Origin of the sequence: Aquimarina sp. AU119, from assembly GCF_900312735.1 — a bacterium.
GTDB classification, from domain to species: domain Bacteria; phylum Bacteroidota; class Bacteroidia; order Flavobacteriales; family Flavobacteriaceae; genus Aquimarina; species Aquimarina algiphila.
In genome coordinates this window covers 56,921-76,299 of sequence record NZ_OMPF01000001.1, presented here as the reverse complement: position 1 = coordinate 76,299, position 19,379 = coordinate 56,921, and the positions used below count along the sequence as shown (strand labels likewise).

Below are 19,379 nucleotides of genomic sequence, written 5' to 3'. Positions count from 1 at the left end.
AATCCTTTGATTCGTCTTTATCAATGTTTAGCTCCTGACCAAGAATTTTGTTTTTTTATCCTTTCTTCTTTTTTGACTCATTTTTGTATGACTTAAATTCCTGATATTGTTTCCAATTGTGCTCTGTGATTTGTAGATGAAGTTACATAATTGTTCTTCTGATCTTGATCTATAATTCTAGCTTTTATTGTATCATCCAATTGAAACTGAATCATTTTTCTTATTCTTGAATATACATCTTTATCGAGTATTGGTGTTATGACTTCGATTCTGTGATCCAAATTGCGAGTCATCCAATCGGCAGAACCCATATACATTTTCTCATTCCCTTCATTTGCAAATATGCATACTCTTCCATGTTCCAGAAAACGATCTACAATACTGGTAATATATATATGTTCACTTTGTCCTTCAATCCCAGGAACCAGACAGCAAATTCCTCGTACAATAAGTCTTATCCTAACTCCAGCGTTATTAGCTTCATACAATAAGTCTATCATTTTATGATCCTGAAGACTGTTTAGCTTTAATATGATATAAGCTTCTTTCCCTTCCTTTGCATTTTTTATTTCGGTTTCTATTAATTTTTCAAATGTACTTCTTGTTGTAAAAGGAGAAACTAGTAGTTTTTTTGTCTTAGGAATGATAACTTTACCTTCCAATAATTGAAATACCTGATTTAATTCTAAGGTTAAACTTGGATTTGCAGTCATTAACCCAAAATCGGTATATATTTTGGCAGTTTTTTCATTAAAATTACCTGTGCTAATATAGCCATAAGTTTTTTGAACCTTATTTTCTAAGCGTTCTATCAATAGTATTTTTGAATGGACTTTAATTCCCGGATAGCTATACATTACTTTTGCTCCGTGATCTTCTAAAACTTGTCCCCAACGTATGTTATTTTCTTCATCAAACCGCGCTTTTGTTTCTATAAAAACAAAAACATCTTTTCCATTTTTTGCTGCAGTAAGTAAAGCATCAGCGAGTCCGGATTGTTTGGCAATTCTGTATAAAGTCACCTTGATTTTAGTAACATTTTCATCGAGAGAAGCTTGTTGTGCTAAACGTAGAACATCATCAAAAGATTCATAAGGGTAATAAAATACCCTATCTTTTTTTGTGATAGCATCAAATATATTTGGAATTTTTTGAAGCTCATGATTCTGTACCGGAATTAATTCATTTTCTGAAAGATTTTTTTGAGTAGGGTTAGGAAAACCAAAAAAATCTTTGAAATTATGATATCTTCCTCCATATAGAATATCAGTTTCATTAACATCCAAAACATCCTTGATGAGATTTAATAGTTCTATAGGCATGGTATCATCTATTAAAAGTCTAGTGACTTGCCCCGTATCTCTGTTGCCAAGGGAATCTTTAATTTTAGTTAATAAATTTCCAGAGTATTCGTTGTCAATATATAACTCTGCGTCGCGAGAGATTTTTATTAAATGAAAAGCAGAAATTTCTTTTTGGATATAAAATTTGGCAAGACTATACTTTAAAATATCATCCACAAAAGCGATGTAATGAGTATTATTCTGATTTGGAAACGTAACAAATCTTGAAGTGTCTGAAGGAATTTTGACAATGATTAGTTCTTTATTCTCTAATAACGCAGTTAAGTACAGTTGTTCGTTTTCAATAAAAACCTTTTTATCTTCTCGTTCTGTATTGATATTCAGAGTAAGTTTATTCTTAAGATTCTCTTGATAATAGTGCTCAGCAAATTCTTTCTGGGATGATGTGAAATCTTCGTAGCGTATTAATTCAATTCCTTCTTTTTTGAGTTCAGGAAGAATATGATTGGTAAATAGGTTTCCAAATTCTTCTTGCTGAATGTGAACCTGTTTTTTGATTTGCTTTAAAAGTTTATTGGGTTTTGTAATTAGTTTTTTACGTAATGATTTATCGAGTTTTTTTATTTTTCTAATGTCTGAAACTCGTACTTTAAAGAATTCATCCAGGTTTGAAGAAAAAATAGCAAGGAATTTAATACGTTCATATAAAGGATTATTCTTGTCTTCTGCTTCTTGTAATACCCTATGATTAAAACGCAACCAGGAAAGATCCCTATTGTAGTATTTCTTTGATATTAATGACATTTTTTATATTTAAAATTTTAAACCGACCCTACACTTGAAAAAAAGAAGTAATTGAATTCTATTTTCGAAACAATGTAACATCATACTTTCATAAATGATGAAACCCAAAATTAGATTTAAGTTATTTTTAGGTAAAGAAATATGTTTTTTAAGTATAAATTTTCTTAACCAATTTTCCTATACTAAGTCCTTGTATAATTATAGAAAACAAAACAACAACATAGGTAATATACAGAATTACTTCTGAAGATGCATTATCTGTTAGACTTAATGCTAATGCTATAGAAATTCCTCCTCGTAATCCTCCCCAAGTTAATATTGTAACTGTCTTTAATGGGCTACTCTCAACATGCTTTAATAAAGAATAAGGGACAAAAACAGATATAAATCTCGAAATTAGTACAATTAAGATTGCCAGAACACCAAGAATCAAATGATTAGCATCAAATTTTAAAAGATGTATGGCTAGCCCTATTAGTACAAACAAAATACCATTAAAAACATCATCGAGCACCTCCCAAATTTCATTAATCATTTTTCTTGTAGCACCTTTGTTGGTAGCAATATTTAATTTGTTTCCGATGATCATACCGGCAATGACCATTGCCAAAGGTCCAGAAACATGAATTAGGGATGCAAATGCATATCCTCCTAACACAATCGCTAAACTTATCATTACGGCTAGCTGGGGATTTTCTTTTACTGATTTGATGGAATGATATCCAATAAAACCGAGTAATCCTCCATAAAGAATTCCACCTATAGCTTCTTCAAGAAACAATTTCCCAATTTCAAGACCAACCGAACCTTCTTCATGATGTCCTTCCATTCCTGTTAGAATTAAAATCCCTGAGAAAACAACAACTCCGATTCCATCATTAAATAATGATTCTCCTTCAATTTTAATACTTAGGCTTTTGGCAATATTTGCTTTTTTAAGAATCGCCATTACTGCAATTGGATCGGTTGGGGAAATCAATGCTCCAAAAAGTAAAGCATGTAAAAAAGGTAAATCTACGCTAATTAGTTGTGCAATGCCGTACGTTAAGCCTCCAACAATAAAAGTAGATATTAATACTCCAAGTGTAGCAAATAAAAGAATAGGCCATTTTTCTTTAGTTAGTTCATCAATATTAACATGTAGTGCTCCTGCAAAAAGAAGGAAACTCAAAATTCCATCAAGGAGTAATGACCTAAAATCAGAGTTTGTTACAATATCACAAAAGAACATATAAAACCCAGGAACAATACTTTTGCTTAACGTTATAATTACAACTGTTGCCAGACTCATCAACATTAAACCAATTGTAGTTGGTAGTTTAAGCCATTTATAATTCACAAAATTAAAGAAAGCGGCTATGGCAAAAATAATGCTAAAGGATTGTAACATGTTTTCTAAGGTTTTACATTAGTATATTTTTGAATGGATATTTAGATCTTTGATGTTTTTAGTATCAATTCGTAATTGATACCAATCTTCTAATTTGACAATCGTTCTTTTTTTAATAGAATATTTTTTAATGGGTTTTGCTTAGATATAGTTAATTATATTATGGTTATCGGGATATACCAATTTACTTTTTGAATGCGTTAATAGCTTCATCAAAAAATGTAGAAACTGTTATTTCATCAACACCAGTTATGGGTAAGATAGCTCCTTTAAAACCATCATTTCTCCACTCGCCATGGGTTAATGTTTTTAAGCCTAAAGTATTCACTCCATCATGACCTTTGTATGCACTGATATAGAAATAATAGTCATCAATCATTGTGTCAGGAATTGCTAAGCCTATACCTATGGCAAATCCTGTTTTATCTTTTAATGAAGCAAAGGCGCCAATATCAAAATGATGAGGCCAAATCCTAATGTCTGATTGCAATTGCTGATTTTCTAAGAATGTTTCTAAAGTAAGTTGTGCTAATACTCGAAAGCCTGTCAATTCTCTTAGCCTACTTACATTGGTTAATTTGAAAGTAAAATCATTGGTAATAGTGGGGTAGGGTAATTCATAATGGAGATCATACTTAAATGGTTGTTTAATGTTCGCTTCTACAGCTTTTTGTGTAATCCATTGTACAATTTCGTCATGAGTAGTGCCATCTAATTTTAATGAAGTTTTTGAAATATTAGAATTCCAATCCAAACTAAAATTTTGATAACTAAGAGATAAAGAGTCGCCTTCTGAGTTTAAAGGATGTGTAAACATACTCCCTTCTTCTGCAGAAAACCCTAGATTTGTATGGCTATCATCATCTTTCTTTTCTAAAAAACTTATTCCGGCGGCGGCTAAATATTGAGCAGCCAAATGCATTTGAGTAGTCATATCTTGTTTTTTTTAAGTCAGTATTTTGTTTTTGGATTGATTTAAAGAACACCTGCATAATTAATCCCTGTTAACCTGTACATATCGTAATCAAAAGTAGAAAGGTCATCAGGATTAAATTTTGAAATATCATCATATCCGCAAGCTCTAGCAATTACCTTTATAAGGTCATTGGTCGCATCAAAATAATTATGTAATTGTTTAGCAGATGACTCTATGATTAACCTACTTCTCAAAGATTCTTTTTGCGTAGCAATACCTACCGGACAATTATTACTACCACAGGCTCTCATTCCTAAACAACCGATAGCTTGTAAAGCAGAATTAGATACTGCAATTGCATCTGCACCTAACATCATTGCTTTTGCAAAATCTTCTGCAATTCGTAAACCACCTGTTATGATTAGGGTAATATTTGTAGCTCCTACTTTATCTAGATATTTTCTTGCTCTTGCTAAGGCAGGAATGGTGGGAACATTTATATTGTCCCTTAGAATGGTAGGGGCAGAACCTGTTCCACCACCACGACCATCCAGAATAATGTAATCGACACCAACATCTAAAGCAAATTGAATGTCTTTTTCGATATGGCTGGCAGCAATCTTAAAACCAATAGGGATACCACCAGTCCGTTCGCGTACTTCATCTGCAAAAGCTTTAAAATCTTTTACTCCATGAAAATTGGGAAAGGTAGCAGGAGAAATTGCGGTTTCTCCTTGCTGTAATCCTCTAACTTCTGCAATTTCTTTACTTACTTTGTTTCCTGGTAAATGTCCACCTGTTCCGGTTTTTGCTCCTTGTCCCCCTTTAAAATGAAATGCTTGTACTTTATCGAGTTTATCCCATGAAAAACCAAATTGGGCAGAGGCGAGTTCATAGAAGTATTTAGTGTTGTTTTCTTGTTCCTGGGGTAACATTCCACCTTCTCCAGAACAAATGCCTGTACCTGCCATTTCAGCACCTCTGGATAGTGCAATTTTTGCTTCTCGAGAAAGTGCTCCAAAGCTCATATCACTTACAAACAAGGGTATGTCAATAGAAAGTGGTTTTTTAGCATTAGGACCAATCACTACTTTTGTATCAACATCTTCATGGTCTAATAAAGGTCTGCTCGCTAATTGTGCTGGTAAAAATTGAATATCATTCCATTTGGGTAACGTATTTCGGTCTACTCCCATAGATGCCGAAAAACCATGATGTCCTAAGTTTTTTAGACCATTTTTGGCTAATTCTTTAATATAACCTGTATATGGTTCTGTTTCTTCTGGGTGAGTATCAGCATAAGCACCAAGGTATTCATCTCTATTAAAAGGTTGTGGCGCATCTTTAAGATAAGCGTCAATTTCTACTTCATCTACATAAAGTGTATCACCTTCTATTTTAGTATTGAATTTATATAAAACTTCATTATTATTATACTCAGAAACACCAGTATCGTAACGATAATCCCAGCCGTGAACTCCACAGATAAGGTTATGTCCATCCACATGTCCATCTGCCATTAATGCGCCACGGTGTAAGCACCTCCCGTATAATACAGAAATTTCTTTGTCAAATTTCACAATAACTAGATCTAATCCATTTACCAGGGCATGAGCTGGTTTTTTGTTTTCTAAATTGCTTAGTTGTGCAATTGCGACAGGTTTTTTCATAAGTATATTTTTATTGTTTTATGATCATGTTTAAAAAGCGAATCCAAGTGTAAAAACTAACCTGCCTCCATCGGTACTGCCAAAATAACCTAGGTTTGCAGTAAAAGTATCTAGGCCACTTATCCATAAAGTACCACCAACACTATTGTGCCATTTATCTGAGTCATCATCTTCTATCCATACTCTTCCATAATCAAACCCTCCGGAAAGACCATATTTAAGAGGGATAAAACTAGTTTTGAATTTTCCCATTTGTAAACGTAAATCTGTATTGTGATATGCAGCGTATTTACCAATAAAACGTTCATTTCTAAATCCTCTTAAACTATGGTTTCCACCTAATTGTGCCGCATGATAAAATTCGAAATCATCTCCCAAAATAGCCTCTCCGCCAATCTTTGTTGCGAGAACTAGTTTTCCACTTTTAATTAGTTTATGATCTATAGCAATATGTGGCTCTACATAAGCAAAGTTGTTATCACCTCCATCGATATTAGTTTTATATCCGGCAGTTATTCCTATTCTCATACCCAGAGTAGGAAAACCAAGGTCATTCATGTTTTTAAATTGATAGGTAACTTCTGCACCTGCATATGTTTGTTTATCAAAAACAGTACTGTTTGGATCAAAGAATGTATTTACAAAACGATCTTCTGTATTTTCTACTTCAAAAGATTCGATAAGAGGTTTAAACTGAAAATATCCTCCATCCCTTCCTCTCCAAATTAAGGAAACTGCAGTATTCCATTTTCTAATTCTTGTTCTATTAAAATCTAAATCTACTTCATCTTTGTCATATTCAGTTTCATTTCCAGCACCAAAGAAGTTAATAGCAAAATTAGGACTAGTATATAATCCTTCTACACCAAAATTCCAGTTGTGGAAGATATTAGAAAACTCTCCTTTGTATGATATGTCAAAGCCAGAAGATCCAGTATAATAAGATGCGCTTATTGAATGTTTTTGGGTAAAAGGATTACGCTGTAAACCATAATGAGTAAAATGCTCAAGAACACCTATACGTAATCCGTCGTCGGGATTAAAAGCGATTAAAGGTAGTAATTGATTGAAATTGTATTTACGTTTCTTATGATCATAATTATTTATTTTATAGTTATCAACCAACCATTTTTTTGACCGTTTATTTATAATTGTATTGTTTTTGCCTTTATAATCATAAAGTTTAACTTTCTGGGTATTTTGAAAATCGTAAGTGTCATTTTTCTTACCTCCCATGATTTTGATACTAATGGGATTGTCACCATTACCGTATATCTTAAAAGTGTCATTTCCATCAAGGCCATAGATCCAAATTTCTTTAGTTTCCTGTTTAGTATAGATCCTATTAAAAATATCCAGATCTTTTCGTTGGATACTTATTTTTGTTTTTCCGTTAGGTAATCTTGTAATTTCGAAAAGATCGTCTTTTTGAGTACCGGCAAGTACTACGAATTTATTTAGGAATTTATAATATTTGCGAGCGATATCTACTATGTTCTTTCTCCTTCCTTTGAGTTTTGTTTTTATTTCATCAATAGATCTTCCTTTGATTTCATTAGGAATTTTATCAAATGCTTGATCGATAACGAGATCGGTTAATTTTTCTTGAATATATTTTGCTTGTTTATCCCATTCATTCCAATCTGATTGATTGAGAAAAGTCAAATCCATAGAATATGGGGAAAGGGCAAACCATTTAGGACTTTTCAATTCCTCATCAAAAGATTGCATTTTCCGTAAACTAGGTATGGCCCAAGTTAAAAATGAAACAATACTACCATCAAATACAGAAAATGCCTGATCACGATCCCTGGGGATGGGTTTACAAACTTCGGAGCCATCTTCATTTTGAAATACGGCCCATCTCCATTGATCTTCATGTCGGTCCCAATCACCAATTAGCATATCAAACAATCGGGCCCTTATATAAGAAGGTTCGTCTACAATAGATTTTCCTGTTTTATGAATTTCTTTTAATACATCATTGGTACTTAGAATATCTTTAGGTTTTCCAAAACTGGATAGATCTGTATGACTAGAATTTACGGCTTCCTCAACGAGATATAATTCATCACCATATTCATCATTATATTGCCCTAATGCTCTTTGTTTAGGAATATAATACAGTATAGGATTACTATGAAAAATATCTACAGCATCTGATAACTTGTCAATTGCAAAAGGGGTATAAGGGTGTGCAGTGGTATAAAAATCTAATAAAAACCTATCTGCATAGCTGTTTTCTAGATCGTCTTCTACATATTTATCCTGAAATGCTGTTGATTGAATAAATTTAACTGCACTTTTCCTTAGAGCTCTCATTACATATTGTTTCCCATTTTTGTCTTCAAGACGTAGGGATAAAGATTGGTGACCTCCACCACGTCTTATGGGAGTTAACCCTCCCTTCAATGTATCAAGAAAAGCGACTGGAGCATCGACAGGTTTGCTGTAAAATTCTCTATAGTGATTTCCCCATAAGCCTTTGTATATTTTACTTTTTCTGGTTTCTTCTTTAGAATATACTGAAGCACTTTGAGTCGCATTAAAACTACTTTCTGGTTTAAAAGTGTAGTTTATTCCTTTTCTTTCTCCACTAAAAACTGAGGTTGAAAAAATAGAAGTATTGATTTGATTTGCAGTATAAAAATCTATGTTTACTTTTCCATTTTTATAAATATCAAGTTTAGCATATCCTTTTTGTGTGGAAGCAAAATTTTCTTCAGTACTATTTCTCAGATTTTTAGTTTTTCCAACGGCGCCACTAATGATTTGTGGGATTCCATATTTATTAATGTACTGAAGGTTTTTATCATGACCAGATACAAAAATTATATTTTCTGATCGTCTTGCGGTCGTTAATAATCGATTTCTTAAACTTCTATATTGTCTGTTTTCAAAATCATGTAGAGATGTCCCCGCAGTATTTGCAAGTAGACCGTGAGCAGAATTAGAATGTATGGGATGGTGAATAGCCACAATCTTTATCTTATCCTGAGATTTTTTAAGCATGCTTTCGAACTCAAGAAAAAATAAAGTTCTGTTCTTGATATCACAGTCTTCATTTAAATAAATATGATTATTCCAGTTTTCTAGATACCACTGTGAGTCTATAGTAATTAGAACTACATTTTCACTTAAATCTTTTTTCTTTATTGGGCATCCTTCATCCGGATAGAACTTTGCTTTACTATTTTTTTGTATAAATTTCTCTAATTTGCGAACCCCTCTATGTCCGTTAGAAACCCATTCATAATATCCCGGAGTAAATATCACATCTCCTTTAAAAGAAGAAAGAATATCAAGTTGGGCATTTATATTATTCTCTACATTTGAGCCATCAAACCCATTTTTTCCTGTTGTATTACCAAGGATTAAAAGTGCTGTTGCATCATGCTGTTGAGCATGTTTTGTTATCTGGCTTAACATACTTTCTTTTTTCGCGTCTCCGAGGTTTGCAGTGATAAAAATAGACTTCTCTATTGCTTGAGTATATCCTTGAATGGCAAGAAAGAGTAAACAAAGAAAATATAGATATTTTGTGTGACTAAATATTTTCATTTAAAATGGTTTAATTATTTTCTGTCAATTTTTAGTTGATAAATCTTTAACACTGTTAAGCTAAAAAAAACTCTAAGACTAAGCTTTCTAATGGGGGCAAATTTGATAAACTCATCGTTCTAAGTATGACCTGAAATTTCAGTAAAATAATATAAAAAGTATTCACCTAAACCAACCAAGAAGAAAGCGATAAGACTAAAATAATCTAAGATTTTGAATGTTTTTATGGTTGCACTCATTAGTTAGTTGCTATGGTGATTGATTTGACGAAAAATTTGCGTAAAGCTTTCAATACGGTATGTAGTGATATAGTAACAGGGGGTATTAGTGGTTATTCTCTGTTTAACAACAAGCTTTCTATATATGTTCTTAAAAAAAATCATTGTATTTCTTTAGGTAATGAAATAAATTGAGCATCATAATCAATAATTTCTTGCTTTCTGAACATGCTCATTGTGTTACTTACGGTTTGTCTGGATGTATTAGTAAGATGAGATATGTCTTTATGAGACAAGAGGTTTTTTGCTATAACTCTATCGTTCTCAAGTTCACCAAATTCTTTAATATAGTCGATTATAAATTCTTTAATTCTAGCAGCACTATCTTTATAAAGTAAATCTCTTAATCTACGTTCTAATTTCTTTATTCGTAAGCCGTATACTTTAAGAACTCCGTTTTTTAAGGATGTATGCTGCTCCATAATTTTTTCCATTCTATCTGCTTCTATATAACATATAATGCAATCTTCTAGTGCTATAGCTTTTTCTTCGTTTGCAGCTTGACGATCAAATAGAGAGAGTTCACCAAAAATATTTCCTTTCTTTACAATATACTTTACCGTATCACTAGAAGTATCAACAATTTTGATAGTTCCTCTTTTTAGAAAAAAAACACTTTTTTCTTCACTATTAAGTAATTGAATTGTAGTGCCTTTGTCGATATTTTCCATTTCAAGAATTTCGCACATACGCATCATTGTAATTCTACCAAGTTTATTAAAAAGATTAAATCCTTCTAGAAACCAATATTTGGTATATGTATTCAAGAGGGTGAGGTTTATGAATTGGTATTGTTAAAAGTACAGAATTTTGACTATATCAATACAGAATTAATTTTGGAAAGTTACTTTGTACGACAATCTTGTGATTTTGTTGGTTTTCAGTGTTTTAAATTTAGGGCTGTAAGAGGGCTTGAAAATGAATGTTTTGAAATCGTCTTTTGTTTTTTTGAAACAACTACACTTCTTTTTCAAAATTAAAAAAAGCCCTCATTTGAGGACTTTTTTGTGTAAATATGAAAATGAATTTATTTTCCTAGCATCAATAATTCATTACAAACAATCTCTGTGATATAACGTTTTTGACCTTCATTATCATCATAACTTCTGGAAGTAAGTTTACCTTCAATAGCAATTTCCTGCCCTTTATTTACATACTTTTCTATGATATCGGCAATTTTACCCCATGCTATTACATTATGCCATTGGGTATCGGTAACTTTGTCCCCTTGTTTATTGTAGTAATAGTCATTTGTTGCAATAGAAAATTTTGCTAGTTTTCTATCAGAATCGAGGTTTACGATTTCTGGTTCTTGTCCTAAGTTTCCAATCAACTGTACTTTGTTTTTTAGCGTGTTCATAAATTTAAATTTTTCGTGTTAAACAGTTAATACTATATCCTGAATTGATTTTCAGGAAATTTTAATTCGTATCGAAAATGAGACATACATTGTTTTGTAATAATTCAATTCGACAATGCAAACCTAAATCAGATGGCAAATAGGATTCGGTTAGGAAGTGTTTAGTTTCGTTTGTAATCGTTTGTAGTCGTTTGAAATTGATTAAAAACGCTGATATGTAGTGGTTTATGTTATTTTTTTGGATTTTGTTTTTTCTATTAAAAATAAAATTTTAAATCTAAAGATAGCTAATAACGTATATAGGCGAATGTTTTATAAGTATATTAGGGTAGCAAAAACAAGTGTAGAATTATTGGATTGATTAAGACAAATTTACTTTACCCAAATATATATAGCGCTTTATTTGATTTAGAAAAGTAACAACATTGATTCAAAGAAACATGTTCTTTAAAGTATTTTATTGGTGTAATATTGAATTTTGAGTTGAATAAATTGCATCGCTCCATTATCATAATTTGAGAAAGTTTTAAATTTACTAAATGTTGACAACAGGTCTCATTCTTATTCTTGCATCTCTTGGTTTGGCTCAAGGGTTATTTTTAAGTTTCTATTTATTAAGGCTTAAAAAGGGCAACAATAAATCTAATATTTTTTTAGCGCTTTTTATACTAGGGCTAACCATAAGGGTCGGTAAATCTGTGCTAAACTATTATATGTCTTTAGAGAATTGGCAGAACAATATTGGTATTTCAGGAATTTTGTTTGCAGCCCCGTCTTTATGGTTTTATGGAATTACACTTTTTGAGAAGAGTAAATCATTCTCAATAAAAGAGTGTCTCCATTTTGTTCCCTTTATTTCGTTTCTTTTTTTAATTCCTCTTGTGCCTAGAAATGGAAATTTCGAATCTTTTTGGAACTACGGAATTGTAGTTTTTCATTTACTTTTATATTTAATATTATCCTGGTCTAATCTATATAGAAATCGTTTAAAAATTCCCAAAAATGTAGTGCACTGGTATCGAAATATCTTGATTGGAGCCACACTCATTTGGCTTCATTATGTTGTAAACCTTTTTGATTTTACGATGTACTACATTCGAGGACCTATATTTTATTCTTTTTTGATTTATGTTTTTAGCTACTTATTCCTTAGTCATCATAAGTTTAACCTACAGAAGTATAACAGTTCTAACTTAAATAAAAAGCTTTCAAAGATGCTGTTTCTAGAAGTTAAAGAACTCTTTGAAACCGAACATATTTTTTTGGATAATAATCTTACGTTAAATATGGTCTCTAAAAAATTAAAAATCAAAGCTCGAGAAGTCTCACAGGTTATTAATGAAAACGCACAACAAAATTTTTATGATTTTGTAAATCAATATCGTATTGAAAAAGCCGAGGTTTTATTAAAGGATTCAAAATATGCAAATGAGAAAATTGCTACAATTGCTTATGATTCTGGTTTTGGTAACGTCACTTCTTTTAATACTGCCTTTAAGAAAAAAAATGGCGTAACACCTTCTGCTTATAAAAAAGGATAAAAACACATGTTTTTTGTCAAAGGAAACATGTTTTCTAAAGTGTTTTAATCCTTTATTACTGAATATTGTCTCATATCATTATTACATACTTCTATATATACAATAGAAGAACAAGCAGTAATATGAACAAAAAACTCAAAGAATTAAAACACCAAAATGATGAGAAAAATAACACTTATATGTTTAATGCTATTTGCAATAGCGTGCACAGAACAACATGAGATGACCAAAAATAAGGTTTCAGGATTATCAAAACAAACCTCCGATTTAACGCCTCTAGAAATAGTGAATAAAAGAATGAATTTCTTTAATCAACACGATTACGATAATTTTATAAAACTATATCATGAAGATTTAAAAGTGTATACATATCCAGATAAGTTACTGGGAAAAGGGTCAGATAGGTTGGCTCCCATTTTTAAATCTGATTTCGAAAATAAATTGGTAACAGTTAAGATTGTTAATCAAATGAATAATGGTCCCTATGTCATCAATCATGAATTGGTCACTAATGATGGTAAAGAGACTACATATGTTTCTATTTATAAAGTTGAAAATGGACTAATTACTAATGTTCGTTTTGTGAGAGATTTTTAAACTTGAAAAAAGTGTAACAAAGATGAGATACGAAATACTTATTGGATTAATTTTTGGAAACTTTAGATCCACATATTCAAATTAAAATCACATTAGGTTTTACTTTTTCAAATCAGGGAAACAAAAAAATACCTGATAATTTTTTTATATAAAAAACTCTTGTCAACAATGATTATCGGTCAGTTGTGATGTGAATCGCTAACAGGATGCTACTAGTGATACAATCTTAGATATATAATCAGAATCACAATTGTGCGACATTTTACAAAAACCATAGCTGCGACTTTATCATTAACTGAACCTTTTTTTTAAAATCTCCCAATTAAAATATATTTCCACAATCATTTAGGGTGTCCTTTTTGCTATTCTTCAAGTTTTTATTTTAAGATTCATTGCTACTAAGGTAAAACGGTTTCAATATTAAAAAAGAGGGTAAGAAAAGAGAAAAAGGATGTTGGTTTGTGCGCGTATCTTTGATCGATTTTATTTTAAATTTAGTACATTGTATACCCTAAAAAGCAGCAAATTTAATGCGCTATTCGTATTGCCTTAGTAGGGTAATCAACAGCTTTCTTATTCAAAAAAAACAAAATAATATATGAAACGAACAAAAGAAATTGCGAATCGATTTAGAGAAGTTATTTTGAATGGGGTATGGGTTGCTAACACAAATTATAAAGATCAATTATCAGATGTAACCTGGGAGCAAGCTTCAAAAAAAATAGGGTCTTTAAATACAATATTCATGCTTACGTTTCATATCAATTATTATATAGCTGGAGTATTAAAAGTATTAGAAGGGGGAGCGCTCGAAATAAGAGATAAGTATAGTTTTGATTGCTCTGGTATCGAATCACAAAAGGATTGGGAAGAATTATTAAATACGATGTGGAGTAATGCAGAAAAATTTGCGAATGCGATCGAATTAATGCCAGATCAAAAACTGGATGAGGTATTTGTAGATAAAAAATATGGAACTTATCAGAGAAATATAGATGGAATGATAGAGCATAGTTATTATCATTTGGGTCAGATTACTTTGATAAAGAAAATGTTATAAGAATTAGTTAACCACCTAATGAGTTCAACAAAAAGAAATATTGTATTAGTCTCACCATTTTTGATCATTGCCATCAATTTTGCGGTTGCATATTCATTTGGACAGCTTATCGGTAAATGGGCATTTATTCCAATAATATTGATCGAATGGTGTCTTTTTCTCTATGTAATATTCAGATATGCCGAGAAAGAGTCGATAAAAAAATGGATGATAAAATCAAGGGGAGCTATTGGGTGGAATATCTTAGCTTTATTTATAGGATTGCTTCCTCTTCCATTATTTGTTTTGCATTATGATACGTTATCTTCTTGGCAAGTATGGATTCCCTGGATTTTACTTGCATTAATCAATCCCTGGATAGAAGAGTTTTATTGGCGTGGACTCCTTTTGGATTATACCAAAAGATGGCCGAATGCTCTGGCTATACTTTTTACAAGTTTTGTGTTTGCTATAAACCATGCAATTTTTGGTATAAATTCTGAACTTAATAGCGGATTGACAATTGTGATTTCAACTTTTATTATGGGTTTAATTTGGGGAATAGTCTATAAGAAAACAGGAAGTTTGAGATGGGTTATATTAGCGCATTTTTTAGTTGATTTTTTCAGCCTATCGGCTGCATCGTTTTTAGATTTATATGAAAAAGGAAGATGGTAAAACGAATGTGACTAGATTTTATTATCAAAAATTCAAAGACATTAATTACCTTTAGTAGTATTAGAAAGTGACATCATATTTCCTGTAATTGATCATATCAAATCAAAGTAGCTTATCAAAAGTATGGATAAGAAAAAAGAACATGCTCTGGATCGAATTTTATTAAGTTTGAAAACGGTCATAAGAACTAAGAATTTTGAAGATTCAAAATTATTTTATACTCAAATTCTTAACCTAAAAATAACTGAAGAATACAATGATGGTGATGGTTCAAAAGGAGTAATACTACAATTTGGTCATGAGGATAGTAATGCATTTTTAGAGATTTCAGAAATAGCAAGCAACCATTATTACCATCAGAACTCATTCGATAAATCCATCGAAAATGATAAAATTGATATACAAATAAAAACTAACAATATAGAATATTGGGCAACTCGCTTAAGAGATAAATGGAAGGTGAAAGGTCCCGTACTTCGACCTTGGGGATCATATTATCTCTATTTAAGAGATCCAGACGGATTACAAATTATTATTTATCAGGAAAAAATTAAATAAATTGTTAATATTAGATCTACATCACATATGCAATTACAAAAGGCCACAGTAAAAGATATTTCGACATTACAAACAGTTTGTTTTGATTCTTATACTCAGGTTTTTGCCAGTCATTGGAACGAAAATGGCTTAGAGTTATATCTCGAGGAACAATTTGGGAATGCTAGGTTAACAATTGAGCTGCAGGATACATCTGTTGAGTATTATTTTGTTACATACAATAATGAAAATATTGGGTTCCTTAAAATCAATTATAACTCATCATCTAAACTATCAAAATTAGATAATTGTGAGTTAGAGAAAATTTATATTCTTCCAAAGTTTAGCGGAATGGGAATTGGGAAAAAGGCGATGAGCGAAGTGATAAAAAAAGCAGTTGAAAAAGATAAAAAATTATTATTCTTGTGTGTGATTGATACGAATGTAGATGCCATAGCTTTTTATAAAAAACTAGGATTTCAATTTCATAGCAAAACACGATTAGAAATTACCCACTTTAAAGAAGAGTTGAAAGGTATGGAAAGAATGTGTTTTCCCCTTTCTTAAATACATTAATCAAATAAAAAAGTATTAAAATATTATGTTTGGATTAGTTAAAAACATAGAGAAATAGAGTTAGTAATATGAAACTATTTGAAACCAAAAGATTGTCTATTCGATATCTTAAAAAAGAAGATTTAATTCCTTTTTTTGATATGCAAAGTAATCTTAATGTGATGCGTTATATCAAAAAACATATGAGTTTTGAAGAAAGTAAACAGGAGCTAGAACGTTTTATGAAGTATTATCAAGATGATGAGATATTCTATAATATATGGGCGGTAGTAGATAATAATAGTAATGAGTTTGTGGGTTTATGTGGTGTGTATAAAAATGAAACGTTTGAATATGAAATTGCATATCGATTAAGAGAATGTTTTTGGGGTAAAGGGTTTGGAAGAGAAATCGCAAAAGGATTGATAGCGTATTGTTTTAATAAAATGAAACTAGAACAATTAACAGCGTATGTTAGTAAAGATAATATAGGTTCAGTACATATTTTAGAAAAAGAAATGAAGTATGTAAAAGAATTCTATTCAGAAGAGAATGGTGTTGAACTGAAATATATACTTAATCAAGAAAATAGTATCCTTAATCAATAAATTGTTTTTTAGTGTAAAACAATGTTCAATTCTAAAAAATCGATATTGAAATGAGAAAAATTAAATTATATATAGCTATGAGTATAAATGGAAAAATAGCTAAAGCAGATGGTAATGTAGATTGGTTAGATTCTATCCCCAACCCTGATCAACTAGATTATGGTTATTATGATTTTTATGAAACTATTGATACAACAATTCAAGGCAATAAGACATATGAACAGATCATAGATTGGGGTATTGATTTTCCATATTCAGAGAAAAAAAATTATGTATTAACCAGAAAAAAGGGAGCAGAATCTACTAAAGATGTAGAGTTTATATCTGAGAACCATATCGAATATATTAAAGAATTAAAAAAGCAAAAAGGAAAAGATATATGGCTTGTTGGTGGAGGTCAGATAAATACAATGTTGCTTAATGAAAAATTGATTGATGAAATTCTGGTTTTTATAATGCCTATTGTTCTTTCTGACGGGATAGAACTTTTTGAATCCATTCCTAATGAAACGTTTTTGACTTTGATAGAAACAAAAAAGCATGCTACAGGTGTTGTAGAGTTAAGGTATACAATTACTTAAATAAACTCTTCTTTTAGGTGTATTTAAAAGCTTCCGCACTTCTATATTGATTTGTTACTATTACAAATTAAAATTATGAATTGTATTTTTTAAAAAAAAAAGGTAGGGTATTTATATTCTATTTTGTTTTAGGTATATAAATAGGTTAATCAATGCTTCATAATAGAGTTTGGGGGCAGGCATTTTTTATGGACATAGATTTAACAATAAAATGGGAAGAGTTTTTCTTCCCATTTTTTTATACATGAACAGATATTTTATAAACTAAAAAAATAAATAAATAGGGGGTGGGGTAATGTTTATGTAAAACGTTTTATATACGTAAACAATTTATAAATCTGTATAACACTAGAGTTTAAGGGACAAAACGAATTCTGTGATCAAGATTTTTTAAATTCAAAGATGGGAAGAGATATAATCTCTTTCCATCTTTTTTTTCAAAATTAGCATAAAACTATAGAGCAATTAATTCTTCAAAACTAATTTGACTATCAATAGCAGTATCTTTATATTTTAATGTCCAACCAAGTGAATTAGTGAGGATGTATATTTTTTGTAATTCGCTAATAAGGCGATTTTGAGAATTAGTAACCAGTGAAGATTTTTGCACTCTTCTGTTTAATTTTTCAACCACTATTTTTCGTATAACATTATGATCTTCTGCTTCGAATTTGTTGATAAGTCCTTCATTGATATCGTGGTATTTTATTTCGGGATTAATATTAATCTCGGCTTTAGGAATATTGGTAATAGTAAGGGTCTTTGTTTCCTGATCTATAGTATGCTCAATTTTTCTTAAATCGTATGATACCTGAACATTTGCATTTACCATAACAATTATTTTTTTCTTTGAAGAAAGTACTTTAAAGTAAGTTTTGTCATCCTTGTAAGTAATTATATCAGAAAAATGCCCTTCTGTAACAACAAGTTTACCTACATTTTTAATTTGATCCAAAATAAGACCAGAAGATTCTATTTCTATTTTTTGTGTATTAGATTGATCAATAAAATGTTTGATTGCAAAGGCTATTAATGCTGCTAAAAGTGCACCAAGTAGAAAGTTACGCATACATTTATAGGTTCAAGTTTGGTATAAATGTACATAAAAAATAGCCTTTCTATGTAGAAAGGCTATATCGATATAAGCTTAATATACAGTTCTTAATTATTCTGGGGAGGGTATTTTTCTAAAATCGCTGCAACGATTTCATTCATTTTACCTTGTTTTTTATCCACATCCTTAGTTAATGCAGATGATCCCATTCCTTGCCAAACTAATTCTTTTTTAGAAGCGTCTATTAGATCTATATATAACGTGCCTTCTGTAGTTGTGGTAACGGTATTATAACCATTCCCCCAGAACCAAGGATTCCATCCCCAGCCATAACCCCATCCAAAGTTATTTTGATAGATATTTACATTTTCTTTGGTCTTCGTAAAAATACTAACCAGCATATCAGGATTGTTAGATTTCAAAAATCCTTTTGAAGTCATATCAGCTTCGATAGCACGTAATATTCGTTTCTTGTCAAGGTCACTAATTTCTGCCTTATCAATTCCTGGCTTGTAAAAAGCAAAACTTCTATAAGATTCAAAGTTTGCCTCCTTATCATAATCCGAAGCAACACGTACCGTAGAGCAAGAACTTAGAGTTATGATAAGGATTAATGATAAAAGTGAAAAATATTTCATAATCCCTGTGTTTTAAAGATTTAACAATAGCTTTTTATATTTATTTAGCCACAACAATCGTACCATGAAACAGGTAGCTTAGTTATTTTTTAAAATAACTATTTGTTTTTTTATCGTAGCCATAGGGGCAATGTCTGCAACCACTCTCACAACAATATCCTCTCCTTAGATGATATTGTTCTGTAAAACATCGATACCCTTCCGGGGTGATATAATAATCTCCTTCTTTTGGAGTTAATACCTTTTTAGGATTGTTCATAATTTACAA

18 protein-coding genes are annotated in these 19,379 nt (G+C 30.9%); 8 read left to right on the top strand and 10 right to left on the bottom strand.

The annotated features are described in order from the left end of the window. Positions 1 to 92: 92 nt before the first annotated feature. The 7 genes from ppk1 to DK442_RS00280 form a co-directional block, all read right to left on the bottom strand. Positions 93 to 2,108, bottom strand: a complete 2,016-nt coding sequence (ppk1, locus tag DK442_RS00310; protein WP_109433848.1) for a polyphosphate kinase 1 — start codon at positions 2,106 to 2,108, stop codon at positions 93 to 95. Positions 2,109 to 2,256: 148 nt separating this feature from the next. Further along, a complete protein-coding gene (locus DK442_RS00305) occupies positions 2,257 to 3,498 on the bottom strand; it encodes a sodium:proton antiporter (protein ID WP_109433847.1) in 1,242 nt (413 codons plus the stop codon). Between the two features lie 184 nt (positions 3,499 to 3,682). Then, positions 3,683 to 4,432, bottom strand: a complete 750-nt coding sequence (locus tag DK442_RS00300) for a hypothetical protein (protein ID WP_109433846.1) — start codon at positions 4,430 to 4,432, stop codon at positions 3,683 to 3,685. 41 nt (positions 4,433 to 4,473) lie between these two features. Further along, on the bottom strand, positions 4,474 to 6,084 hold the full coding sequence (locus DK442_RS00295) for a glutamate synthase-related protein (RefSeq protein WP_109433845.1): 1,611 nt from the start codon (positions 6,082 to 6,084) through the stop codon (positions 4,474 to 4,476). Between the two features lie 30 nt (positions 6,085 to 6,114). After that, a complete protein-coding gene (locus DK442_RS00290) occupies positions 6,115 to 9,645 on the bottom strand; it encodes a metallophosphatase (protein WP_109433844.1) in 3,531 nt (1,176 codons plus the stop codon). Between the two features lie 379 nt (positions 9,646 to 10,024). Next, positions 10,025 to 10,690 carry a Crp/Fnr family transcriptional regulator gene (locus tag DK442_RS00285; RefSeq protein ID WP_109433843.1) on the bottom strand — a complete coding sequence of 222 codons (666 nt, stop codon included), beginning with the start codon at positions 10,688 to 10,690 and terminating at the stop codon, positions 10,025 to 10,027. A 260-nt stretch (positions 10,691 to 10,950) separates the two neighbouring features. After that, complete coding sequence (locus DK442_RS00280; RefSeq protein WP_109433842.1) at positions 10,951 to 11,283, bottom strand: single-stranded DNA-binding protein; 333 nt, start codon at positions 11,281 to 11,283, stop codon at positions 10,951 to 10,953. Positions 11,284 to 11,822: 539 nt separating this feature from the next. On the opposite strand from DK442_RS00280, the gene DK442_RS00275 reads away from it, so the two are divergent. The 8 genes from DK442_RS00275 to DK442_RS00240 all read left to right on the top strand — a co-directional run bounded on the left by DK442_RS00275 (position 11,823) and on the right by DK442_RS00240 (position 17,419). Continuing rightward, positions 11,823 to 12,824 (top strand): AraC family transcriptional regulator, encoded by a 1,002-nt coding sequence (locus tag DK442_RS00275; RefSeq protein WP_109433841.1) that lies wholly within the window; start codon positions 11,823 to 11,825, stop codon positions 12,822 to 12,824. A 156-nt stretch (positions 12,825 to 12,980) separates the two neighbouring features. Further along, positions 12,981 to 13,421 carry a nuclear transport factor 2 family protein gene (locus tag DK442_RS00270; RefSeq protein ID WP_109433840.1) on the top strand — a complete coding sequence of 147 codons (441 nt, stop codon included), beginning with the start codon at positions 12,981 to 12,983 and terminating at the stop codon, positions 13,419 to 13,421. Positions 13,422 to 14,019: 598 nt separating this feature from the next. Then, positions 14,020 to 14,481, top strand: a complete 462-nt coding sequence (locus DK442_RS00265; RefSeq protein ID WP_109433839.1) for a DUF1572 domain-containing protein — start codon at positions 14,020 to 14,022, stop codon at positions 14,479 to 14,481. Positions 14,482 to 14,499: 18 nt separating this feature from the next. Further along, positions 14,500 to 15,138, top strand: a complete 639-nt coding sequence (locus DK442_RS00260; protein ID WP_109433838.1) for a CPBP family intramembrane glutamic endopeptidase — start codon at positions 14,500 to 14,502, stop codon at positions 15,136 to 15,138. A 123-nt stretch (positions 15,139 to 15,261) separates the two neighbouring features. Next, positions 15,262 to 15,696, top strand: coding sequence for a VOC family protein (locus DK442_RS00255; protein WP_109433837.1), 435 nt, complete (start codon positions 15,262 to 15,264; stop codon positions 15,694 to 15,696). Between the two features lie 27 nt (positions 15,697 to 15,723). Continuing rightward, a complete protein-coding gene (locus tag DK442_RS00250; protein WP_109433836.1) occupies positions 15,724 to 16,242 on the top strand; it encodes a GNAT family N-acetyltransferase in 519 nt (172 codons plus the stop codon). Between the two features lie 77 nt (positions 16,243 to 16,319). Then, entirely contained in the window at positions 16,320 to 16,838 is a 519-nt protein-coding gene (locus DK442_RS00245) for a GNAT family N-acetyltransferase (RefSeq protein ID WP_109433835.1), read from the top strand. 50 nt (positions 16,839 to 16,888) lie between these two features. Then, positions 16,889 to 17,419, top strand: a complete 531-nt coding sequence (locus tag DK442_RS00240; protein ID WP_109433834.1) for a dihydrofolate reductase family protein — start codon at positions 16,889 to 16,891, stop codon at positions 17,417 to 17,419. Positions 17,420 to 17,873: 454 nt separating this feature from the next. Here DK442_RS00240 and DK442_RS00235 read toward each other — a convergent pair whose 3' ends face one another. From DK442_RS00235 to DK442_RS28025, 3 genes are all read right to left on the bottom strand, one after another. Next, complete coding sequence (locus DK442_RS00235) at positions 17,874 to 18,488, bottom strand: DUF4230 domain-containing protein (protein WP_109433833.1); 615 nt, start codon at positions 18,486 to 18,488, stop codon at positions 17,874 to 17,876. Between the two features lie 92 nt (positions 18,489 to 18,580). Next, complete coding sequence (locus DK442_RS00230; protein WP_109433832.1) at positions 18,581 to 19,111, bottom strand: DUF4136 domain-containing protein; 531 nt, start codon at positions 19,109 to 19,111, stop codon at positions 18,581 to 18,583. 82 nt (positions 19,112 to 19,193) lie between these two features. Next, on the bottom strand, positions 19,194 to 19,370 hold the full coding sequence (locus tag DK442_RS28025) for a DUF5522 domain-containing protein (RefSeq protein ID WP_160113992.1): 177 nt from the start codon (positions 19,368 to 19,370) through the stop codon (positions 19,194 to 19,196). Positions 19,371 to 19,379 lie beyond the last annotated feature (9 nt).